The organism is Devosia sp. (genome assembly GCF_024707125.1).
Lineage (GTDB): Bacteria > Pseudomonadota > Alphaproteobacteria > Rhizobiales > Devosiaceae > Devosia.
In genome coordinates this window covers 1,051,719-1,073,616 of the sequence record NZ_JANQAH010000011.1, presented here as the reverse complement: position 1 = coordinate 1,073,616, position 21,898 = coordinate 1,051,719, and the positions used below count along the sequence as shown (strand labels likewise).

The following is a 21,898-nucleotide window of genomic DNA, read 5'->3' as shown; positions in this document are numbered from 1 at the left end:
TGCGCGTCCCCTTTCTGCTCGCAGCGGGTTGACCCGAGGCGCTCGCCTCGTCAGGTTACGCGTCCTTCTGAACGCCCCGGCAGACGAGCGGAACGCCCATGACCCGAACGGACTGGACGACGGCCTTGCCCGCCCTGCGGGCTATTTTGCGCCATTTTTGGAAAGACTCGCGCCTGATGCTGGCCGGCATCACGGTGGTCACGCTCGCCTCCTCGGTTCTTTCCATCGCGACGCCCTATGTGTTTTCGCGGCTGGTCGACGAGCTGGCCGCCGGCAATGTCGCGGCCGGTATTGCTACGGCTTTTGTCGGCTATGCGGTGATGCGGGGCTTTGAGACGCTGTTTGGCTATGCCTCGGGTTTCATGTCGTTCATGACCTCGGAAAACCTGAAATTCAGCGCGGCGACGGAGTTTTTTTCAAAGCTTCTCAAAAAGCCCGGCACCTTCTTCATCGAGCACAATCCGGTGGCGATCCAGACGGCGCGGGCGCAGGGCGAAGGGGCCGTGCAATCGCTGGTGCAACTGGCGCTGATGGTGTTTGTGCCCGGCGTGGCACAGATCGCCCTTTCCATAGCTCTGCTTGGCACGGCGATCAGCGGCGAGATTGTCGTCATCGTGGTGATCTATGGGCTCTGCTTCATCACGCTGACCTATTTCGCCAATCAATGGACGCGGCCGCTGCTCGACAAGGCGATCGAAGCGAATCAGGACAATGCGCGTTTTGTCGGCAATTCCGTCAATGCGATGGAGACGATCCGCTACTTCAACGGGGATCGCTGGATCAGCGAGAAGTTTGCCGAAAAGGCGGAGTTGGCGCGCGCATCCTGGGTCGGCTGGTCTTGGCGGCGCATTGCGCTGTCGGGGTTGTTTGGTCTGGCGCTCGCCGTGCAGCTGGCGGTGACCTATGTGATCCTCTTGCCGCGCTTTGCCGAGGGGCTGATGACGCTGGGCGATATCGTGCTGATCAACCTCGTGCTGGTGCAGCTCAACCGGCCGTTCGAAATGATCGGCACGGCGATCGACGAGGTGATGCGGTCGATCTCGCGCTTCAAGCCTTTTGCTGAGATGTGGCAGGCGCCGGACGATCGGGCGAGCCATGGTGATCGCCATCTGACATCGGTCACGGGGCAGATTAGTTTTGACGGGGTCGGCTTCCGCTATGGTGACCGGCAGACGCTCGAAGCCGTGTCCTTTTCCGTGTCGCCCGGACGCATTGCCTTCATCACGGGGCCGACCGGGGTGGGCAAGACGACGCTGTTCCGGCTGGCGCTCAAATCGCTCGAGCCGACGGAGGGGCGCATTCTCGTCGATGGTGTCGATCTCGCGCAGATTGATCGGTCCGACTGGTACGATGCCGTGGGCGTCGTGCCGCAGGATGTGATGCTGCTCAACGATTCCATTGCGGCCAATATCGTGCTTGGGCGGCCATTCGATATGGAGCGCATGCGGCAGGCGGCGGCCAGTGCCTCGATCCTTGGATTTATCGAAAATCTGCCGGAAGGTTTTGAAACCACGGTGGGCGAGCGCGGCCTAAAACTTTCGGGTGGGGAAAGGCAGCGCGTGTCGATAGCGCGTGCACTTTACGCGAGGCCCAAAGTATTGTTCCTCGACGAAGCGAGTTCGGCGCTCGACGAGGCAACCGAGGGCCAGATCATGCGCGAATTGCGGGGGCTGGATGGCGTGACCATCCTCGCCATTACCCATAGGCGCAGCGTGATCGGGCCGGACGATCAGATTATTGCGCTGGGCACAGAACCGGCCGAGAAAGAGACGGAGACCGTAGAATGAAGACGCGGCGCTTGGGCAAGACGGGTTTTGAGGTCAGCGAGATCGGCCTTGGTTGCTGGCAGTTGGGTGGCGATTTCGGGCCGGTCGAGGACGAGGCGGCTTCTGCCATTCTCGATGCCGCCAATGGCGCCGGGATCAATTTCTGGGATACGGCGGACGTCTATGGCGGCGGGCTTTCCGAGCGGCGGATCGGTGCACATGCCAAGGCGTCCGGCGTAAAGGTCGCGACCAAGCTTGGCCGGTCGGCAGCGCTTTTTCCCAACAAGTATAGCAAGGACCGGGTGCGCGAAAGTCTTGTTGGTTCGGCCCAGCGGCTTGGCGTTGCCTCGCTTGATCTGGCACAGCTGCATTGCGTACCGACCGAGGTGCTGCGGAGTGGCGAAATCTTTGGCTGGATGGATGAGTTCAGGGCTGAGGGCCTAGTGCGCAACTGGGGCGCCAGCGTCGAGACCATCGAGGAAGGCCTGATCTGTTTGGAACAGCCTGGCTGTGCCACGCTGCAGATCATTTTCAACCTGTTCCGGCAGGACGCAGCGGAAAAGCTGCTGCCGCTGGCGGCGGAGAGGGATGTCGGGATCATCGTGCGTCTGCCGCTGGCGAGCGGGCTCTTGAGCGGCAAGTATGACAAGACGTCTACGTTCGACACGTCAGACCATCGCAACTACAATCGCGATGGGCAGGCTTTCTCGGTGGGCGAGACGTTTTCGGGCATCAAGTTCGAGCGTGGAGTCGAGCTGGTGCAGGAATTGAAGGGGCTGGCGCCCGAGGGCGTGCCGATGAGCCAGTTTGCGCTGCGCTGGATTCTCGATCATCCGCAGGTTTCCACCATCATTGCCGGCGTGTCGAAGCCCGAGCAGATCGCCGACAATGTTGCTGCCACCGAGCGCAAGAACCTGTTCCCGGCGCTGATGAACCAGCTCGGCGAGTGGTATCAGAAAGAAGTGAAGCCCGAGATCCGCGGCGGGGTGTAGGCCCGGCCCTAGCGGAACCGTACCGCCGCACCTAGGTTAGCTTCACAAAACAACAAGACGAGCCAGTATCATGTCTATCCATCCCGCTTTCGAGCTTGTGCGCGACGAGTCCATTGCCGAGATCAATTCGCAGGCGCAGCTCTTTCGGCACAAGAAGACCGGGGCGGAGGTGCTGAGCCTTGTCAATGACGACGAGAACAAGGTTTTTGGCGTGACGCTGAAGACGCCGCCCGATGACTCGACCGGCATTGCGCATATTCTCGAGCATTCGGTGCTGTGCGGCAGCAGAAAATATCCTGTGAAGAAGCCGTTCGTGGAGCTGCTCAAGGGCTCCATGCACACTTTCCTCAACGCCATGACCTTTCCGGACAAGACGGCCTATCCGGTGGCGAGCGCCAATCTCAAGGATTTTTACAACCTTGTGGATGTCTATCTCGACGCCGTGTTTTTCCCGCTTCTTACGGAAGACACGTTTGCGCAGGAGGGCTGGCACTATGAGCTGGATAGCCTCGATGCGCCGCTCGTTTACAAGGGCGTTGTCTTCAACGAGATGAAGGGCGTGTTTTCCTCGCCCGACTCGGTGATGCACGACCAGACGCAGCGGGCGCTTTATCCCGATACGATTTATGGACTCTCCTCGGGTGGCGACCCCAAGGATATCCCAGCGCTGACCTATGAGCAGTTCAAGCGCTTTCACACCAAGTTCTACCACCCCTCCAATGCCCGCGTGGTTTTTTTCGGGCGATGACGCGCCGGAGAAGCGGCTCGAAATTCTGGACGAGGTTTTCAGCCAATTCGATGCGGCGCCCGTGGACGCCGATATTGCGTTGCAGCCGCGCTGGAATGCACCGCGGCAGGTGAGCGGGGCCTATGCCGGGACGGTCGACGCGGAAAAGCGTCGTGACGGCATGGCGAGCGTCAACTGGATGATCGATCCGCCAAGCGGCCGTGAGGAAACGCTGAGCCACGGCCTGCTGAGCTATCTGCTGGCCGGCAATGCGGCGGCGCCGCTGCGCAAGAAGCTGACCGAGAGCGGGATTGGCGAGAGCATGCTGGGCGGTGGCATTTCCACCTGGCTGCGCCAGCCCATGGCTGGGTTCGGGTTGAAGGGGATCGATCCGGCGGACGCCGAAAAGGTCGAAAAGCTGGTGCTCGATACGCTGGCGGAACTCGCCGAAACCGGCTTTTCCGACGAGCAGCGCGAGGCGGCGCTCAACACGTTTGAATTCCATCTGCGCGAGCAGAACACCGGCGGCCAGCCGCGGGGTATGAGCTATATGTTCACCGCGCTTGGCTCGTGGCTGCATGGCGGCGATCCGCTGGAGCCGCTGACTTTTGAAGCGGCGCTGACGGCGCTGAAGGAAAAGGCCGGGCAGGGGCATTTCGAGAAGGAAATCCGTCGCCTGTTCCTCGACAACACGCATCGCATCACCTCGAAGATCGAAGCTGATCCGGAGCTGGGTGCGCGCGAAAAGAGGCAAGAAGACGACAAGCTCGCCGCGGTTCGTGCTGGCATGGACGACGCGGCGCTGAAGGCGACGATTGCGCAGACCGAGAAGCTGAAGGCGCTGCAGGAAGAGGTCGACAAGCCGGAAGACCTGGCAAAGATTCCGACGCTGACGCTGGGCGATCTCGACCGCTCGATCCGTACGCTGCCGACTGATGAGAGCAATCTCCATGGTGCGCGGCTGATGCATCACGATCTGCCGACGCTGGGGATCCTGTATCTCGATCTCGGCTTTGACCTGAAGGTCTTGGAGCCGGCGCTGCTGCCCTATCTGCCGTTGTTCGGTCGGGCGCTGTTGCAGACCGGCACGAGCAAGGAGGATTTTGTCAGCCTGACGCAGCGCATTGGGCGCACGACGGGCGGCATTTCCCAGCATCGCAGCCTTGCGACGCGGCTCGACAATGACGAGACGGCGGCCTGGTTCTTCCTGTCGGGGAAATCGGTGCCGGCCAAGTTTGGCGACATGCTCGACATCATGGGCGAGGTGTTGCTCGATGCGCGGCTCGACAACAAGGAGCGCATTCGTCAGATGGCGCTGGAGGAAAAGGCGGGTTTTGAGGCCCGTATGATCCCGGCCGGCAACTCCATTGTCGATACGCGCCTCAAGGCGGGCCTGACCGAGGCAAGCTGGGCGGCTGAGCAATTGGGTGGCGTCAGCTATCTCAACTTCCTGCGCGATCTGGTGAAGCGCATTGATAGCGATTGGGCTGGGGTGGAAGCCACGTTCCGGCGCATCCGCGATGTCCTCTTCAATCGCAAGGGCATGGTGGTCAACCTGACGGCCGACGCGAGCCTCTTTACCGAGACGCGCGGTGTGCTGGCGAGCTTCGTCGAGGGGCTGCCGCAGAGCGATGCGGTGACGCATGACTGGGGCTTTGCGGCGGAGCCGAAGTCCGAGGGCTTGGTCATTCCGGCGCAGGTCAATTATGTCGGCAAGGGCGCGAACCTGAAGGCGCTGGGTTATGAAGCCTCGGCGGCTTCGGCCGTGGTGCTGCGCTTCCTCAACACGACCTATCTCTGGGACAAGGTGCGCGTACAGGGCGGGGCCTATGGTGGGTCGAGCCGGTTTGACCTGTCATCGGGCAATTTCTCGTTCCTATCCTATCGCGACCCGAACCTGCTCAAGACGCTCGATGTCTATGACGGTGCGGCCAAGGCGCTGCGGGCGGGGATTGGCGAGACCGATCTGACGCGCTCGATCATCGGCGTTATTGGCGATGCTGACCGGCCGGAATTCGTCGATTCCAAGGGCTATTCTGCCATGTGGCGGATACTTACCGGCACGACTGATGCCATCCGCCAGCAGCGCCGGGATGAAATCCTTGGCGCCAGCCAGAAGGACTTTTCGGCGCTGGCCGATGCGCTCGATGTGCTGGCCGAGAAGGGCCATGTGGTGGTGCTGGGTGGCGAGACGGCTATCAAGGCGGCGAATGATCAGCGGCCGGGGCTGATGGAAGTCAGCAAGGTGATGTGAGGCAACGCGCCAAACAAAGATCCCCGCTTTCGCGGGGATCACACAGTGGATGAGATGGGGCGCCTTGGGCGCCCACAATGTTTTAGTGGCCGAGGCTCTTCACGATGTCTTCGGTGACCTTTTTGGCATCGCCAAAAAGCATCATCGTGTTGTCGCGGAAGAAGAGTTCGTTCTGGACGCCGGCATAGCCGGCGGCCATGCCGCGCTTGATGAAGAGCACTGTGCCGGCGTCTTCGACGTTGAGGACCGGCATGCCGTAGATCGGCGAGGTCTTGTCGGTCTTGGCGGCGGGGTTGGTCACGTCATTGGCGCCGATGACGAAGGCGACGTCGGACTGGGCGAATTCGGAATTGATGTCTTCCAGTTCGAACACTTCGTCATAGGGCACATTGGCTTCGGCGAGCAGCACGTTCATGTGGCCCGGCATGCGGCCGGCAACGGGGTGGATAGCGTATTTGACTTCGACGCCTGCCGCCTTGAGCTGATCGGCCATTTCACGCAGGGCGTGCTGGGCCTGAGCCACGGCCATGCCATAGCCGGGCACGATGATGACCTTGCCGGCATTCTTCATGAGGAAGGCAGCGTCTTCGGCTGCGCCCTGTTTTACGGGGCGGTCTTCTTCGGCGCCGCCGGTAGCGGATGAAGTGTCACCACCAAAGCCGCCGAGGATGACCGAGATGAAGCTGCGGTTCATCGCCTTGCACATGATGTACGAGAGAATCGCGCCCGAGGAGCCGACAAGGGCGCCGGTGATGATCAGAGCCGTATTGCCGAGGGTAAAGCCGATGCCGGCTGCGGCCCAACCCGAATAGGAATTGAGCATGGAGACGACGACGGGCATGTCGGCGCCGCCGATCGGGATGATCATCAGGCCGCCGAGGACGAGGGCGAGCACGGTGATCGCCCAGAAGAGCCAAGGCTCGGCCGTGACGGTGAAGGCCCAGACCAGCGCCAAGAGCACGATGCCGAGGACAATGTGGATCAGGTGGCGGGCCGGCAGGATGATCGGCTTGCCCGACATATTGCCGTTGAGCTTGGCAAAGGCGATGACCGAGCCGGTGAAGGTGAAGGCGCCGATGGCGACGCCGATGGACATTTCGATGAGCGCCTGGGCGTGGATATCGCCGGGCACGCCGATGCCGAAGGCTTCAGGGGCGTAGAGGGCGGCCGCGGCCACGAAGACGGCGGCGAGGCCCACCAGCGAGTGGAAGGCGGCGACAAGCTGGGGCATGTCGGTCATCTTCACTTCGCGGGCGACATAGGCGCCGATGCCGCCACCAAGGCCAAGGCCACCGATGATCAGCAGCCAGCTCACCCAATCGCTGGGGGCTGCGACGAGGAGCGTGGTGACGACGGCGATGGCCATGCCGACCATGCCGAAGAGATTGCCCTGGCGGGCCGAACGGGGGCTCGACAGCCCGCGGAGCGCCAGGATGAAGAGCACGCCCGCAACGAGATAGAAGAGGGCGGCGATATTGGCGTCGATCATTTCGCTCAGCCCTTCTTCTTGTACATGGCCAGCATGCGCTGGGTCACGAGGAAGCCACCGAAAATGTTTACGGAGGCGAAGACGAGGGCGATGAAACCAAAGACCTTGCTGATCCAGCTGGCGTCATTGGCGAGCTGTACGCCGACGGCGAGCAGGGCGCCGACGACGATCACCGATGAGATGGCATTGGTAACGCTCATCAGGGGCGTGTGGAGGGCCGGAGTGACGCTCCAGACGACGAAATAGCCGACAAAGATCGCCAATACGAAAATGGCGAGGCGGAAGATGAAGGGGTCGATGGCCCCGCCAATGGCCCCATGGGCCAGGGCAGTCGCGGCATCGGCGACCGTGTTTGCAGTTGCTTCCATTTTACTGGCCCCCCTCCGGTGCGGCAGTCTTCTTCACGGCCGGTTTTTTTGTCGCCGGCTTCTTGGCCGCAGGTTTTTGCGCTGCGGCGCTGTGGTCTTCAATGTGTTCGGCCGGTTTGGTGGCCGGCTTTTTGGTAGCGCGGGGCTTTGGCGCAGCCGGTGGGGCCGCGGCGCTGTGGTCGGGTTCGGCGGCGGCCGGTGCCGCGGCCTTCTTGGCCACGGGCTTTTTCGCCGTCACCGTTTTGGTGGCTGGTGCCTTGGCCGGGGCGTGGTCTTCGACATGTTCGGCCGGCTTGGTGGCCGGTTTCTTCGTGCCGGTTTTTGGCGCTGGTTTGGCGATGGAGGCGCTGTGGTCAACCTTATGCTCGGCGGGCTTGGCTGGAGCCTTGCGGGCGGCGCCGGTCTTGGCTGGCGCGGCCTTGGCTTCGACCTTGCTGCTTGGCGCCTTGGGCGCGGGCTTTGGCACGGCGACAGGAGCGGCAACAACCGGGGCTGCTGCGGGGGCAAAATTGGGGTGCACCACGGCGCCGTCTCGGGTGAGGACGGTGGCCTTGACCAGGTCGTCTTCCCAGTTGATCGCGAGCTTTTTGTCCTTCTTGTCGATCAGGGTTTCGAGGAAGGAGAGGAGGTTTTTCGCGTAGAGTTGGCTGGCGGTGGTGGGGATGCGGCTCGCGAGATTGGTGAAGCCGATAATGGTTACGCCATTATGGTCGACGACTTCGTCGGGTCGGGTCAGTTCGACATTGCCGCCGCGTTCGGCGGCGAGGTCGACGATGACCGAGCCGGGCGCCATGCTTTCGACCATTGCCTTGGTGACCAGCTTTGGTGCCGGGCGACCGGGAATGAGGGCGGTGGTGACGACGATGTCTTGCTTCGCGATATGGCCGGCGACGAGCTCGGCCTGGGCCTGCTGCTCGACAAGGGTCAGTTCGCGGGCATAGCCGCCGGTGCCCGAGGCGTCCTTGAGAGTGTCGGTCATGATGAATTTAGCGCCGAGCGATTCAACCTGTTCGCCGGCAGCGGCGCGCACGTCGGTGGCCGAGACCACGGCGCCGAGGCGGCGGGCGGTGGCGATGGCCTGGAGGCCGGCGACACCGGCACCCATGACGAAAGTTTTGGCCGGACGCACGGTGCCGGCGGCGGTCATCATCATGGGGAGGGCGCGGCCGAAATGGGCAGCGGCTTCGATGACGGCCTGGTAGCCGGCGAGATTGGCCTGGGAGGAGAGAATGTCCATGACCTGCGCACGGGTGATGCGCGGCATGAATTCCATAGCGATGGCGGTGACGCCTGCCTTGGCGAGGGCGGCGACTTCGCTCTCATTGCCATAGGGGTCGAGCGCGGCGATGAGGAGGGCGCCGGGATTGGTGCCGGCGAGCGCCTTGGCGGCGGGGCGGCGCACGGCGAGGACGATGTCTGCGCCCTTGACCGCTTCGGCCCCGGAAGCAGCGACACTGGCGCCGGCTTCGGCGAACTGGGCGTCGCTGATGCGCGACCCCTGGCCCGCGCCCTTCTCGACGCTGATAGCTGCGCCAAGCCCGATCAGCTTGGCGACGGTTTCGGGCGTGGCGGCGACGCGATGTTCGCCTGCCACGGTTTCCCGCAGAACCGCAATTTTCATGAGAACTCTCCTACCCGCCTGCCGGCGGGCAGGCAGCTCTTGCCTGCTAAAAGTATTTTAGGGCTGGACCACGAAGAACAGAATGATCAGCAGGGCGGCCGTGCCGATGACCGACCACTTCACCGCGGCAATGAAGCCGTTATAGGTCTTTTCGTGTTCGGTGTAATCCATTGCGGATTCCAGTACCGGCTCGGAGTGGTGTTGGGCGTGCTTTGCGGCCATCTCGTCCTCGAAAGTATAGTCGTCTTCTATTCTAGTGCACTCAGGGCGAAGTCGCCTCAAGTTCGTCGATCAGCCCTTCGATCATCGAAAGGCCGAGCGACCAGAAGTTGGGGTCCTTGGCATCGAGCCCGAAGGGCGCCAGAAGTTCGGAATGATGCTTGCTTCCCCCGGCCTTCAGGAGCTCGAAATAGCGCTCCGCAAAGCCTTCACTCGACTTCTCATACTGTGCGTAGAGCGAGTTCACAAGGCAATCGCCGAAAGCATAGGCATAGACGTAGAAGGGCGAATGGATGAAGTGCGGGATATAGGTCCAGAAGATGTCATAACCTTCGTTCTGGATGATCCCGTCGCCCAGTGACTCGGACTGCACATCGAGCCAGATCTGGTTGATTTCCTCGGTGCGCAATTCGCCCTGGCGGCGCGCGGTGTGGACGCGGCGCTCGAAGGTGTAGAAGGCGATCTGGCGAACCACGGTGTTGAGCATGTCCTCCACCTTGGAAGACAGCAAGGCGAAGCGCTGCCTGGGGTCGGTGGTCTTGTCGAGGAGCGCCCTAAAGGTCAGCATTTCGCCGAAGACCGAGGCGGTTTCGGCGAGCGTGAGAGGCGTATTGGCGAGGATCGGGCCCTGCGCGGCGGCGAGGCGCTGATGCACGCCGTGGCCCAGCTCATGGGCAAGGGTCATGATATCGCGTGTGCGGCCGAGATAGTTCAGCATCAGGTATGGGTGCGCGCTGGGCACGGTCGGGTGCGCGAAGGCGCCCGAGAGTTTGCCTTCGCCAGTCGGCGCGTCGATCCAGCCCGAATTGAAGAAGGGTTTGGCGACGTCAGCGAGGTCTGGCGAGAAGCGGCCATAGGCGTCGAGGACCGTGGTAACGGCCGTGTCCCAATCCCAGATGCGTTCGTCACTGGTCGGCAGGGGCGCATTGCGGTCCCAGGCGTTCAGCTTTTCCTTGCCGAACCATTTTGCCTTCATCTTGTAGTAGCGGTGCGAAAGGCGCGGATAGGCGGCTTCGACGGCCGACTGCAGGGCGTCGACGACTTCGCGCTCGACCGAGTTCGCCATGTGCCTGGAGTCAGCAATATCTTCGTAGCCGCGCCAGCGGTCGGAAATTTCCTTGTCCTTGGCGAGGACATTGGTGATGTGGGTGAAGAGCCGGCCATTGGCCTTGAAAGTTTTGGCGAGCGCGTTGAAGGCGCTTTCTCGCTTCTTCTCGTCCTTTTCGGAGAGGAGGTGCAGGGTCGATTCAAGGTTCAGCACCTCGCCATCGACCTCGAATTCGAGGCTCGACATGGTCTCGTCAAAGAGCCGGTTCCAGGCGGAGAAGGCGGTGACGGACTTGTCGTGGAACAGCTCTTCAAGCTTGTCGTCGAGCTGGTAGGGCTTTGCCTTGCGCAGTTCTGCGAACCAGGTCTTGTAGCGGGCGAGTTCGGGGTCGCGCGCAATGGCGGCGTCGAGTTCGGCGTCGTCGACGCGGTTGAGTTCGAGTTCGAAGAACAGCACGCGGGTCGAGAGCGTGGTCAGCGCTTCATTGGTGTCGCCCATGAATTTGGCGCGGTCCGGATCGGTCGAGCGCTGCGCATATTGGAGAAAGGCGAAGGAGCCGATACGGCCGGTGATATCACCCAGAACTTCGCTATCCCTAATCGCCTGGATGAGGCCGCCTGATTTGGTGAGGTCGGCGAGCTTGCCCTTGTAGTCGCTCTCGAATTTGGCGGCGAGGCGCTTTGACTCCTCGAGCGCAGCCTTGAATTCGGCGCTGTCCTTGCCGGGGTAGAGATCATTGAGGTCCCAGGTGGGCAGATTGCCGAACTGGTTGTGACCCTTTTGTGCGACAGCGCTCATGGATGAACTCCCGAATAGTCTTAAGTGCGGTGGACCTTAGCGAGGTGCATGTCTCGAAGCTAGGTCAGAAAAACGTCCGTGACGCCGCGCCACACGAGGTAGAGCGCCAGCACCAGAACCAGCCAATAGGCGATCTGGTAGAAGAGTCTTACCGAGATGCGGCGGACGAGCCAGACGCCGAGCAGCACCCCGACAATGCCCACCGGAGCGAGCATGACGGAGTGGCTGAGATTGCTCACCGAGAGCTGGCCGAGGAAGAAATAGGGGACGAGCTTGGCCGTGTTGACCACGGCAAAGAACACCGAGGTCGTGCCGGCATAGACGGCGGGCGGCAGCTTTTTGGGCAGGACGTAGATCTGGAACGGCGGGCCGCCGGTGTGGGAAATGAAGCTGGTGAAACCGGCAATGCTGCCCCAGAAGGCGCCCCATGGCTTTGAGGGCGGCAGGCCTTCGAGTTTCTTGCGCAGCGGTAGCATGGCGTCGATGACAAAGAGCAGCGTTACGATGCCGACCATCAGCAGCACCACGGCGTCGCTGACAAAGGCCCAGAGGGCCCAGCCGAGCAGCGTGCCGACGGCGGCGCCGGGCAGCATGATCTTGAGAATGCTGCGGTCGAATTCCTTGCGATACATCCAGACCGCCACCGCATCCATGCAGAGCAGCACCGGCAGCATCATGCCGGCAGCGTCGCGGGCAGGCATGACCAGAGCCAGAAGGGGCACGCCGACGACGCCTAGTCCCCCCAGGAAGCCGGCTTTGGACAGGCCGACGATCAGCACCGCAAAGACGGCGACGGCAACGAAGATGGGGTCGATCATGGGAGAGGCGAATCCGGCGGGCAGGGTGGGTATGAGCACTCTTGTATGGTTGGTTTGTCAACCGGGCTTCCCATCCCGGCGCTTTAGTATCGGCTTGTTCAGTTCATCCTTCGCCGGGGTGACATCGAGTTGGCGGGCGCGATCAGGCCCCACAAACAAAAATCCCCGCCACGAGGGCGGGGATTTCAATTTCGAGACTGCCAGAAGGCTTATTCGTCGGCGTCGGATTTCAGCGACTTGAGCTTGGCGAAGACCGAATCTGCGTCGATGTCTTCGTTGGCCTGAGTGCGGCGGCCGTCGCCTTCGCCCTCTTCGCTGCCATATTCTTCCTGGCGGGCGGTGGCGCGGGCCAGGGCTTCCTCGGCGGTGAGCAGCGTCGTGCCTTCAGACACTTCGTTGGGAATGCCGGCATCCTTACTGGCGCGCTTGACCTCGAGGTCGAGCTCGATCTGGCTGCAGAGGCCCAGGGTCACCGGGTCCATGGCTGCAAGGTTGGCCGCATTCCAGTGGCTGTTTTCACGCACGGACTCGATGGTGGACTTGGTTGTGCCCACGAGGCGCATAATCTGCGCGTCCTTCAGCTCCGGATGATTGCGCACCAGCCACTTGATGGCATTGGGGCGCTCGTTGCGGCGCGAGATCGGGGTATAGCGCGGGCCCTTGCGCTTGACGGCAGCGACGCGAACTTTTGGATCGGAAAGTTTCAGGCGATAATTGGGATCAGCCTCGGCCTTCTCGATTTCTTCGCGGGTCAGCTGACCGTTCTGGATCGGATTGACACCCATGATGCCGGAGGCGACGTCGCCATCGGCAATGCCCTGCACTTCGAGCGGATGCAGCGTGCAGAAGGCAGCGATCTGGTCGAAGGACAAAGCCGTGTTGTCCACGAGCCAGACAGCGGTTGCCTTGGGCATAAGTAGGGGCTGGGACATGGTAAAACTCTCCTGCTGGCGCGGCCGGTTTTCCTCCGGACCGCTCCGCCTCAAAAGCCAAATGCTGAGGGGGAACTGCTCACAATATAGAGTTTTGGCCCGGTTTCCGCAACGCTGAAGTCAGGCCATAACCATTTATTAGCGCAAATTTTCTTGGGCTCTGCCGAAGGAGGTCAAGAGAACCAGCTTGCCGATATGATTTCGCGTTTCCATTTGCTCATGCGCGCGGGCGGCATCTTCAAGCGCGAAGGTGGAAATCTTGGGCTTTACCCAATCGGGCAGGGAAAGATGCAGCAGGAGCGAAAAGGCGATGCGCTCTGCAATGGCGGCTTTGGTCTCGGACGATTGCGGGCGCAGGGTCGAGCCGGACATGGTGATGCCCTTGGCCATCATCTGGCGCAGCGGCACCTGGGCTGAACCGCCTTCGAGCGTCGAGATCAGGACGATATGGCCGGAGCGGGCGGAGGCAGCGACATTGACCGCAGCCATGTCTCCGCCGACGACGTCGACGACGCGGTCGACACCCCGCCCTTCGGTGAGGGCGAGGACGCGTTCGGCAATGTCTTCGCTGCGATCAATCGTGGCTACGGCGCCGAGCGAAAGGGCGTAGGCTGATTTTTCGGGGCTTGAGGTGACGCCGATGGCCTTGGCGCCGAGGAGCGTCGCGATCTGGATGGCAGCGCCGCCGATGCCGCCCGAGGCGCCGTGGACGAGGACGGTCATGCCGGGGATCAGGCCGGCGCGCATGACGAGCGTCTGTGTCACCGTGAACCAGGTTTCGGGCAGGCTCGCGGCCTCGGCAAAGCTCCAGCCATAGGGAACGGGCAGGACCTGGCCCTCGGGCACCGCGACATATTCAGCATAGCCGCCGCCATTGGTCAGCGCCATGACGCGGGCGCCGATGCGGTGGCGATTGCTGCCCGCGCCCGAAGCGACAACCACACCTGCGACTTCGAGACCGGGCAGGGGGAGGCGCCGGGCGGCGGATCGTAGTGGCCGCGCCGCTGCGCCAGGTCCGGTCCATTGACGCCGGCGGCGGCGACGCGGATCAGCACCTCGCCGGGTTTTACCTCGGGCAGGGGCAGCGACGTCACCTGGAGCGCATCGGGGGCGCCGGGCGTTGCAATATGGATGGCCGACATGGTCGGGGGGAGGGTGATTTGCTCGGTCATGCTCCCATGCTGGCGTAAAGCGGGCTTGCCCGGCAAGGGTGGCAAGGTAATCTTACAGGGCAAAGTTTTGGGAGGCCGCCATGATGGATGACGAAGAACAGCGCCGCAAAAAGCCGGTGGCGCATGATGTCGGCATGGTTCTCGATACGCTGTCCGTGTCGGAACTCGAGCAGAGAATCGCCCTGCTCGAAGGGGAAATCCTGCGTCTCAAGGCCGCGATCGATGCGCGCGGCAGCACGCGAAAAGCTGCCGATGCGGTGTTCAAGTTCTGATCGATAAAAGCCCCGGGATTAAGGTTAAGAAGGACTAAAGGTTCGGGGCGGTGAGGCGCCGGGTTAACACTCCTTGCAGGCAAGGAGTCGCCGTCATGTCTTGGAATCTTCTGGTATTGCTTGCCCTGGTTTTTGCCGCGGGCACTTCGGCGCTGGTCTATGCGCTGCGGCTGGCTGGCGTCGAAGATGGCAGCCCGCTCAATGTGCCGGCGCCCGAAAACCTCGCCGACCAAGCCTGGCGCGAGGAGCCGATCCAGACATTCATGTGGCAGGTGCAGGTGGCGCGCTATTGGCAGCCGCCGTTCCGCCGTCGCTAGGTCGGGTGGATAGTTGGCCATAGCGGTCTGCAAATGGCGGTTTTCTACGCTTCCGGTGCTCACGTACCAACGTACGCTCCGCGCCGGTTCTCGAAAACCACCATTTTCGTCGCGCTCTGACTCAACTCTCCGCCCGACCTAATTTTCGTCAGGGTTAAGAAATCGACTCCTGTTAACGCACAATTAAGACTTTGCGGTTAAGGTGAAGTTATTCAGATTTTTCTGAATTTTTCAGAGCGGTTTTCCCTCTGTTTGACGCCTCCCTGTTAACTTCGAGAGCCGTGATTCACGGCTCTTTTCTTTTTCTGGCGTCCTTTCCCAGCGAAGATAAACTCCCGCCGTGCAACGACTTGTTGAGGCTAGTTGCGCTCGTGGGATGACGCTGGCCTCATTTCCGCCTAGCATGGCGGGGAAATGAGAGGCGGGATTCTACATCCCTCCGAAAACCCCTCGAAGCTGGGATGGACCGTGGCGGATATGAGCGAGACGAGCAGTTCGGCAGTTGCCCTGGGCCCGCGCATTGCGGCATCGGGGGGCTTTGACCAGCTCTATCGCGAAGGCATGGGTCTCATCGAAGCCGTCGCCGCCTATCTCGACCAGGAAGGGCGCGAGGACAGCCGCCTGCTGCCGCGCGAAGCCTCTTTCCTCTATGCCACCGAATCCATGCGTCTCACGACGCGCCTGATGCAGATCGCCTCCTGGCTGCTGCTGCAACGTGCGGTCAACGAGGGCGAGATTTCGCGCGAGAATGCGCGGACCGAGAAGGAAAAGGTGCAGTTTTCTGCAACGCCTTCGGAGCGCGGCGGGCCGGGCTATGACCACCTGCCGGAAAAGCTGCGGAGCTTTATCGATCAGGGCGATCGGCTGTTTGATCGCGTTACGCAGCTCGACCTGCTTGAGCGGGGCAAATTGCCCGAAGTCTCTGCCGGCCAGGCCAATGGCATTGCCGATCAGTTTTCGCGGCTACACGCTGCGTTCAAACGGTCGGAATAGACTCCAGACAAACCAAAGGCGCCCAGTGGGCGCCTTTTTCATTTCAGCTTCGGCGACTACATCCGCCGCGCTTTGCCATCGACCGTCTTGCCATACTTGCCGGCATAGACGCGGGCCGGGACGGGCAGGCGGGAAACAATCCAGCTCACCATCAGGGGCACGAGGATGATGTCATCGACCCAGCCCAGGATCGGGATGAAATCGGGCAGGATGTCGAACGGATTGAAGAGATAGAAGGCAACGAACAGCGTCGCCGCCTTCAGGTAAAGCGGAGTCTCGGCGGCCCAGAAGGCCTTCCAGAGCTGCACGACTTCCTTGCGAAAGAGAATGAGGCGGGGGAGGAGCATGTTCATCATGACCAATAAATGGTCCTGGCTGCATCTGGTTCAAGAGTGGTCCGATCACATCTCTGCGCCGGTCTAGTTTGTCAGCCCGCCCTGCTCCTTGAGGAGCTTGTAGACAGCCATGGCGTGGCCGTGTCCGAGCTTGTAGTCGGCCTTGAGCCAATCGGTGATTGCGGTTGCCTTGGTGCCGGGCGCGGTAAGACCCTTTTCGGTGGCGAGGCGGATGAATTCGTCGGGGCAGACGCCCGTCTGCTTCTCGATATTGCTGAGATAGGCGGCGAAGGTCATGGCTTTTGCTCCTGTTCGACACCGCGACGAATGGCTCTCGTCGATTTCGACGGCTCGGCTGGGTCAACCCGTCACGCTATTGTCCAGTTGCGCGCGCAGATGGGAAGGCCTATCTCGAAGGCACGCGTGAATGAGGATGAAAATGGCCGGTCCAGCGCCGCGTAGGCAGTCAGTCGGGGTCAATGTCGGTGGTGTGATGGTCGGGGGCGGTGCGCCCGTCGTCGTTCAGTCCATGACCAATACCGATACGGCCGATATCGACGCGACCGTGAAGCAGGTCATGCAGCTGGCGCGCGCCGGTTCGGAGATCGTGCGCATCACCGTCGATCGCGACGAGAGCGCGGCCGCCGTGCCGATCATTCGGGATCGTCTGGCCTTCATGGGCTATGACGTGCCGCTGGTCGGCGACTTTCATTATATCGGCCACAAGCTCCTCACGGACCACCCGGCCTGTGCCGAGGCGCTGGCGAAATATCGCATCAATCCGGGCAATGTCGGGTTCAAGGCCAAGCGCGATACGCAGTTCGCGACGCTGATCGAGATTGCCAATCGCTACAACAAGCCGGTGCGTATCGGGGTCAATTGGGGCTCGCTCGACGAAGAGCTGCTCACCAAGCTGATGGACGAGAACGCTGTGTCAGACGCGCCGATTTCGGCTGCGGCGGTGCAGCGCGAGGCCATCATCCAGTCGGCACTGCTGTCCGCTGCCCGCGCCGAAGAGCTGGGCATGCGCCGCGACCAGATCCTCCTCTCGACCAAGGTGTCGGATGTGCAGCATCTCATCGCCGTTTATCAGGACCTTGCCGCGCGGTGCGATTATGCGCTGCATCTGGGCCTGACCGAAGCGGGCATGGGTTCGAAGGGCATTGTCGCTTCGTCGGCCGCCTTGGGTATCCTGCTGCAGCAGGGCATTGGCGACACGATTCGTATTTCGCTGACGCCCGAGCCGGGTGGCGATCGCACGACCGAAGTGAAGGTCGCGCAGGAACTCCTGCAGACCATGGGTTTTAGGCAGTTCCTGCCCGTCGTCGCGGCGTGTCCGGGTTGTGGGCGTACGACTTCAACGACGTTCCAGACCCTCGCAAAAGATATTCAGGACCATCTCAATATCTCGATGCCGGAATGGCGCGAGCGCTATCCGGGCGTCGAAACCCTGTCGGTGGCGGTGATGGGTTGCATCGTCAACGGGCCGGGCGAAAGCAAGCATGCCAATATCGGCATTTCGCTGCCGGGCACGGGTGAAACCCCGGCCGCTCCCGTCTTTGTCGATGGGCAGAAGGTGGCGACGCTGCGCGGGGCCGATGTGGCCGATCAGTTCAAGGTGATGGTGGCCGACTATATCGAGCGCAAGTTCGGCACCGGACGGCAGAACGCCGCGGAATGAACGAGCGCAATACACGTCGCCTGTTCTGGCTGGCCGTGCTGATCATCGTGCTCGGCGTGCTGAAGTTTACCGGACATCTGGGATGAAAAAGGGGCACCAAAGGTGCCCCTTGTCGTTTCAGGCGAGGCCTTCGGCCTTCATGGCAGCCTGGGTGGCCGGGCGGGCGCCAACGGCTTCCATCAGCTTGCTGAGGCGCGGGAAGGCGGCGAGATCGACCAGCTGGCGGCCCCAGCCGACAACGGTGAAGGCATAGGCGTCGGCCTGGGAAAAGGCGCCGAGCATGAAGGGGCTGCGGTCGGTCAGCATGGCTTCAAGCTGGGTCAGGCGGCGGGTGATTTCGGCAACGACGCCCTTGCGATCTTCATCGCTCAGGTTCGGCTTGAAGAGGCCGCCAAAGGCCTTGTGCACATCGCCCATGAAGCCGAGGGCTTCCTGGAGGCGTGCGCGCTCGATGGTGCCATGAGCCGGCTTGAAGGCGGCGATATCGGACTTTTCGCCGATATATTGCAGGATTGCCGGGCCCTGGGTGATGACTTCGCCCGGCGCGACTTCGAGGGCCGGGACGGCGCCGCGCGGATTGATGGCGAGATAGTCGGCCTCCGTAGCGGTCTTCTTGGTGCCGAGGTGGACCGCTTCGGTCTCGTAGGGCAGGCCGATTTCTTCAAGGATAATGTGGCTCGCGAGCGAACAGGCGCCGGGAGAATAGAAAAGCTTCATAATTTACCTGAATGTGTCGTCGTGCTCCGCCCCGGAGGGCGAGCGCGCGCAAGCTATGCCAGCGCGCGCGGCGTTTCTAGATGCACAAGGGGCAAATCGTCGTGTTCGGCTTAGCTCGCCTTGGCTTCCTGCCACTCGGGCAGCGGGAAGACGCGGTCATAGGCCCAGTTAAAGACGAAGGCGTAGCCCATGTAGAAGAGGGCGAGCGCGATATCCATGACCAGGGCCTGCCAGATGGAAATCTGCAGATACCAGGCAACGAGGGGCAGCATGATCATCAGGAGGCCAAGCTCGAACAGCACGGCATGGGCGACACGGATGCGCGCCGTCTTGGCGGTGCCGCCGGTGAGGCGCTGCATCGCGTGGTCGAAGCCGAGGTTGTAGACGTAGTTCCAGAGCATGGCGACGGTAGCGCTGGCCACGACGATCACCGCGGAATCGCCGCCCGGCAGATGGAATGCAAAGGCCGCGAGCGGCGTTGCGATGATGATGCCGATGACTTCGAAACTGACAGCGTGGCGAATACGGTCGGCGGTGGTCCGCATGGGAAATCCCCTGTGGTTCCGGGCCGTCCCGAGCGCTGAACCCTTAGTGGGGGAGGTCGTCCTCGCTTGGGTGTGGATATAGGATTTTCCCGTTTTTCGGGCAAGCGCTATGGGGCATTTCCGATATTCCCCGGACGCAGGGCGAAGACACCCGATCGAACCGGCGCGCCGCCGCCCATGTCGGGCACTGTGTATTCGGCGAGCAGGTCCAAGTGGTCGAGTGGCAGGTCGCGGCGGAAAGGATCGCCGACGAGGATTTTTGTGTGGGTCGCGGCGGCAGCGAGGATGGGCAGGGTCTGGCGGGTGACGGAGGTGTCGTAAAAGACGTCCCCAGCGAGGATGATGTCCACCTCGGGCAGGCCGTGTTCATTCCAGGAGGCGATGGCAGCGCCATTGGCTTCGGCATTGAGCATCATGGCGGCGTGCGCATTGGAATCTGGCTCGATGGCCCAGATTTTTGTGGCGCCGGCCCGCGCTGCGGCGATGCCGACGAGGCCGGAGCCGGCGCCGAAATCGAGCACTGTTTTGCCGGCGACGATTTCTGGATGGTCCTGCAGATAGAGCGCCAACACAGCGCCACCGGCCCAGGCATAGGCCCAGTAGGGCGGCTCATCGGCGCGGCCCTGCGCGGCGAGAAAGCCAATCAGCCCGCTTTGGGGGGTGGGGCGATAGAGCGAAATGTCAGGGCGGAAGGGGAGTGGCGCCAGGGTGAAACGCTGGCGGATGAACTCTTCCGGGGACAGGCTCACTCCGGAAGCTGGCAAGCATCCACCCATTTGTTGCCGCAGAGTTCGGCGAGGCGGTCGACGCTCAGTTTTACCGAGGCGTGCGTATCGCCACCGGCTGGGATGACGAGGTCGTAGATCCTGAGCGAGGCGTCGAGATAGATCGGCAGCGGGGCGGGGAGGCCGAAGGGGCAGACGCCGCCGACCTGATGGCTCGTGAGGCGCAGGACATCTTCGGCGCCCAGCATGCGCGGGCGGCCACCGAAAGCGGATTTGGATTTCTGGTTGTCGAGGCGTGCGTCGCCGCGCGTCACCAGCAGCACTTCCTCGTCGCGGATGCGGATGCAGAGGGTTTTCGCGATCTGGCCGGGCTCGACGCCATGCACTTCGGCGGCAAGTTGCACCGTGGCGGTGGAATTGTCGGTGACTTCAACGGCGAGATCGGGCGCACGGGCGGCGAGGTCGCCGCGGACGGATTCAAGGCTCATCGGCAAAACAACTCAAAAGAGATCGGCGAGGCGGGTTTCGTATTTGAAGCGGGTCTTTTCGCGGATCGGCGTCGTTACCGCGCGGCGCATGAAATCGAGCGGTAGGTCTTTCGAGGTATCGAAGGACATCAGCTCGGAGACCGTCACGCGCTCGCCCGGATAGGGCGTCGCTGTGATGTCCATGCCGGCCTCAATTGTGCCGGGATTGAGCACGCGGCAATAGGCGCCGGGGCGGTTGGCGCGGTGGAAGCGTTTCACCCAGAATTTGTCGCCCATCTTGGCGGCGAAGGTCATGCAGGGGGTACGGTGATAGGTGACTTCCAACAGGCAATCGCCGATCTGGTAGCGGTCGCCGATGGCGGTATCGGCGCTGATGGGGCCCTGGATGACGAGGTTCTCGCCGAAGAGGCCGGGTGTGGAGGCGACGCCTTCCTGAGCCCACCAATCATAATCGCCCTGGAAATAGACGTAAATGGCTTGATCGGAACCGCCGTGGTGCTGGCGATCCAAAATCGCGTCTTCGGCAATGCCTTGCGGGCCGATGGTGACAGGGCCGGAAACGGCGCGCTTGTTGATGCCGGTGAGCGGGCTATAGCCCTCGATGTGTTCGGCCTTGCCGGTGCACACGGCGAGGAGCTTTGCCATGCTATTTCTCCCGGCTCGCAAAGTATTTTGCCGTGGCACGGAGGCCATCGGCCTTGGGGCCAAAGGTGCGGAGCGCCAGAATGGCTTCGTTGACCGTGTCGTTGAGCACCTTCCGGGCGCCATCGACGCCGAGTTTTGAGACTAGGGTCTGCTTGCCGGCTTCGGCGTCCTTGCCGGTGGCCTTGCCCATGGCTTCGGGGGTGGCGGTCACGTCCAAAATATCGTCGGCGAGCTGGAAGGCGCGGCCGGCGGCTTCAGCATAGGCAGTCATTGCGGAAAGGGCGCGCGGGTCGGCGCCGCCGAGAATGGCGCCCATGCGGACGCTGGCGCGGATCAGGGCGCCGGTTTTCATCGCCTGCATGATGGAGATTTCGCCCTCAGAGAAGCCGCCCTTTTCGCCTTCGATATCGCGCATCTGGCCGCCGACCATGCCGCCGGCGCCGCTGCCCAGCGCCAATTCGGTGACAAGGCGGATGCGGACTGCGGGATCGGCATGGCAGGAAGCGTCGCCGAGAACGGCAAAGGCGTGGGTGAGAAGGGCGTCGCCGGCGAGAATGGCCGAGGCTTCGTCAAAGGCCTTGTGAACCGTGGGGCGCCCGCGGCGCAGGTCGTCGTCGTCCATTGCCGGCAGGTCGTCGTGGATCAGCGAATAGCAGTGCACCATTTCGATGGCGAGGCCGGTCAGCAGCGATGCGGATGGCGGCAGCGAGAAGATGGCTGCTGCCTGACGCACCAATAGTGGGCGCAGGCGCTTGCCGCCTTCGAGGGCGCCGTGGCGCATGGCGGCGACGACGCGATCAGCCGCCGGGCCGGGGCCGGAGAGCCGTGCGCCGGTAAGAAAATCGGAAAGACCGGCCTCAACGGCGCGGGCGCAATCGGCACTGTCGGCGGAAAAGTCGTACATGGCTCGTTGCTAACCCGTTGGCATGAAGGCTTCAAGGGGACTTCCGGCCTTGGCCGTCACACCAACTGCGGC

General features: G+C 62.3%; 24 protein-coding genes and 1 pseudogene. 8 read left to right on the top strand and 17 right to left on the bottom strand.

Going from position 1 to position 21,898, the window contains the following annotated elements; all coding sequences use genetic code 11:
* The first annotated feature begins 98 nt into the window (after positions 1-98).
* The 4 genes from NVV77_RS20050 (at position 99) to NVV77_RS20035 (ending at position 5,739) form a co-directional block, all read left to right on the top strand.
* Entirely contained in the window at positions 99-1,787 is a 1,689-nt protein-coding gene (locus NVV77_RS20050) for an ABC transporter ATP-binding protein (protein WP_295415950.1), read from the top strand.
* Entirely contained in the window at positions 1,784-2,758 is a 975-nt protein-coding gene (locus tag NVV77_RS20045) for an aldo/keto reductase (RefSeq protein WP_295415947.1), read from the top strand. Before NVV77_RS20050 ends, NVV77_RS20045 begins: the two co-directional genes overlap by 4 nt.
* Before the next feature lie 70 nt (positions 2,759-2,828).
* Positions 2,829-3,506 carry an insulinase family protein gene (locus NVV77_RS20040; protein ID WP_295415944.1) on the top strand — a complete coding sequence of 226 codons (678 nt, stop codon included), beginning with the start codon at positions 2,829-2,831 and terminating at the stop codon, positions 3,504-3,506.
* Positions 3,478-5,739, top strand: coding sequence for an insulinase family protein (locus NVV77_RS20035; protein ID WP_295415942.1), 2,262 nt, complete (start codon positions 3,478-3,480; stop codon positions 5,737-5,739). Before NVV77_RS20040 ends, NVV77_RS20035 begins: the two co-directional genes overlap by 29 nt.
* An 82-nt stretch (positions 5,740-5,821) precedes the next feature.
* On the opposite strand, the gene NVV77_RS20030 is transcribed toward NVV77_RS20035, so the two are convergent.
* From NVV77_RS20030 to NVV77_RS19990, 9 genes and pseudogenes are all read right to left on the bottom strand, one after another.
* Positions 5,822-7,225 carry an NAD(P)(+) transhydrogenase (Re/Si-specific) subunit beta gene (locus NVV77_RS20030; protein WP_295416249.1) on the bottom strand — a complete coding sequence of 468 codons (1,404 nt, stop codon included), beginning with the start codon at positions 7,223-7,225 and terminating at the stop codon, positions 5,822-5,824.
* A gap of 8 nt (positions 7,226-7,233) precedes the next feature.
* On the bottom strand, positions 7,234-7,596 hold the full coding sequence (locus tag NVV77_RS20025) for a proton-translocating transhydrogenase family protein (RefSeq protein ID WP_295415939.1): 363 nt from the start codon (positions 7,594-7,596) through the stop codon (positions 7,234-7,236).
* A gap of 412 nt (positions 7,597-8,008) precedes the next feature.
* Positions 8,009-9,217 (bottom strand): annotated as a pseudogene (locus NVV77_RS20020) (Re/Si-specific NAD(P)(+) transhydrogenase subunit alpha); the annotation flags it as partial.
* 57 nt (positions 9,218-9,274) lie between these two features.
* Positions 9,275-9,388, bottom strand: a complete 114-nt coding sequence (locus NVV77_RS20015) for an aa3-type cytochrome c oxidase subunit IV (RefSeq protein ID WP_295415937.1) — start codon at positions 9,386-9,388, stop codon at positions 9,275-9,277.
* Positions 9,389-9,479: 91 nt separating this feature from the next.
* Entirely contained in the window at positions 9,480-11,282 is a 1,803-nt protein-coding gene (locus NVV77_RS20010; protein ID WP_295415936.1) for a M3 family oligoendopeptidase, read from the bottom strand.
* Positions 11,283-11,341: 59 nt separating this feature from the next.
* Entirely contained in the window at positions 11,342-12,100 is a 759-nt protein-coding gene (locus tag NVV77_RS20005) for a sulfite exporter TauE/SafE family protein (protein WP_295415931.1), read from the bottom strand.
* Positions 12,101-12,309: 209 nt separating this feature from the next.
* Positions 12,310-13,032, bottom strand: a complete 723-nt coding sequence (locus NVV77_RS20000; protein WP_295415928.1) for a DUF1013 domain-containing protein — start codon at positions 13,030-13,032, stop codon at positions 12,310-12,312.
* A 138-nt stretch (positions 13,033-13,170) separates the two neighbouring features.
* On the bottom strand, positions 13,171-13,974 hold the full coding sequence (locus tag NVV77_RS19995; RefSeq protein ID WP_295415925.1) for a zinc-binding dehydrogenase: 804 nt from the start codon (positions 13,972-13,974) through the stop codon (positions 13,171-13,173).
* A complete protein-coding gene (locus tag NVV77_RS19990) occupies positions 13,911-14,204 on the bottom strand; it encodes a hypothetical protein (RefSeq protein WP_295415922.1) in 294 nt (97 codons plus the stop codon). Before NVV77_RS19990 ends, NVV77_RS19995 begins: the two co-directional genes overlap by 64 nt.
* An 80-nt stretch (positions 14,205-14,284) precedes the next feature.
* Here NVV77_RS19990 and NVV77_RS19985 point away from each other — a divergent pair, with 80 nt between their 5' ends.
* From NVV77_RS19985 to NVV77_RS19975, 3 genes are all read left to right on the top strand, one after another.
* Positions 14,285-14,476 carry a DUF1192 domain-containing protein gene (locus NVV77_RS19985; protein WP_367178656.1) on the top strand — a complete coding sequence of 64 codons (192 nt, stop codon included), beginning with the start codon at positions 14,285-14,287 and terminating at the stop codon, positions 14,474-14,476.
* A gap of 95 nt (positions 14,477-14,571) precedes the next feature.
* Complete coding sequence (locus tag NVV77_RS19980; protein WP_295415919.1) at positions 14,572-14,793, top strand: hypothetical protein; 222 nt, start codon at positions 14,572-14,574, stop codon at positions 14,791-14,793.
* Positions 14,794-15,270: 477 nt separating this feature from the next.
* On the top strand, positions 15,271-15,786 hold the full coding sequence (locus tag NVV77_RS19975) for a DUF1465 family protein (RefSeq protein ID WP_295415916.1): 516 nt from the start codon (positions 15,271-15,273) through the stop codon (positions 15,784-15,786).
* A 56-nt stretch (positions 15,787-15,842) separates the two neighbouring features.
* Here the strand turns inward: NVV77_RS19975 and NVV77_RS19970 are convergent, their stop codons facing one another.
* Positions 15,843-16,142: a DUF1232 domain-containing protein gene (locus tag NVV77_RS19970; protein ID WP_295415913.1), complete on the bottom strand. Its 300-nt coding sequence runs from the start codon at positions 16,140-16,142 to the stop codon at positions 15,843-15,845.
* 63 nt (positions 16,143-16,205) lie between these two features.
* A complete protein-coding gene (locus NVV77_RS19965; RefSeq protein ID WP_295415911.1) occupies positions 16,206-16,418 on the bottom strand; it encodes a DUF4287 domain-containing protein in 213 nt (70 codons plus the stop codon).
* A 142-nt stretch (positions 16,419-16,560) separates the two neighbouring features.
* Here NVV77_RS19965 and ispG point away from each other — a divergent pair, with 142 nt between their 5' ends.
* Entirely contained in the window at positions 16,561-17,802 is a 1,242-nt protein-coding gene (ispG, locus tag NVV77_RS19960; RefSeq protein WP_295415910.1) for a flavodoxin-dependent (E)-4-hydroxy-3-methylbut-2-enyl-diphosphate synthase, read from the top strand.
* 117 nt (positions 17,803-17,919) lie between these two features.
* Here ispG and NVV77_RS19955 read toward each other — a convergent pair whose 3' ends face one another.
* The 6 genes from NVV77_RS19955 to NVV77_RS19930 all read right to left on the bottom strand — a co-directional run bounded on the left by NVV77_RS19955 (position 17,920) and on the right by NVV77_RS19930 (position 21,826).
* Entirely contained in the window at positions 17,920-18,519 is a 600-nt protein-coding gene (locus NVV77_RS19955) for a glutathione S-transferase N-terminal domain-containing protein (RefSeq protein ID WP_295415907.1), read from the bottom strand.
* A gap of 110 nt (positions 18,520-18,629) precedes the next feature.
* Positions 18,630-19,064 (bottom strand): PACE efflux transporter, encoded by a 435-nt coding sequence (locus NVV77_RS19950; RefSeq protein ID WP_295415905.1) that lies wholly within the window; start codon positions 19,062-19,064, stop codon positions 18,630-18,632.
* A gap of 107 nt (positions 19,065-19,171) precedes the next feature.
* Positions 19,172-19,828 (bottom strand): methyltransferase, encoded by a 657-nt coding sequence (locus tag NVV77_RS19945; RefSeq protein WP_295415903.1) that lies wholly within the window; start codon positions 19,826-19,828, stop codon positions 19,172-19,174.
* The gene (locus NVV77_RS19940; RefSeq protein WP_295415901.1) at positions 19,810-20,277 is read right to left on the bottom strand and encodes a YbaK/EbsC family protein; all 468 of its coding nucleotides are present in this window, start codon (positions 20,275-20,277) and stop codon (positions 19,810-19,812) included. Before NVV77_RS19940 ends, NVV77_RS19945 begins: the two co-directional genes overlap by 19 nt.
* A 12-nt stretch (positions 20,278-20,289) precedes the next feature.
* Positions 20,290-20,922, bottom strand: a complete 633-nt coding sequence (locus NVV77_RS19935) for an MOSC domain-containing protein (protein WP_295415899.1) — start codon at positions 20,920-20,922, stop codon at positions 20,290-20,292.
* A gap of 1 nt (position 20,923) precedes the next feature.
* On the bottom strand, positions 20,924-21,826 hold the full coding sequence (locus tag NVV77_RS19930; protein ID WP_295415896.1) for a polyprenyl synthetase family protein: 903 nt from the start codon (positions 21,824-21,826) through the stop codon (positions 20,924-20,926).
* Positions 21,827-21,898 lie beyond the last annotated feature (72 nt).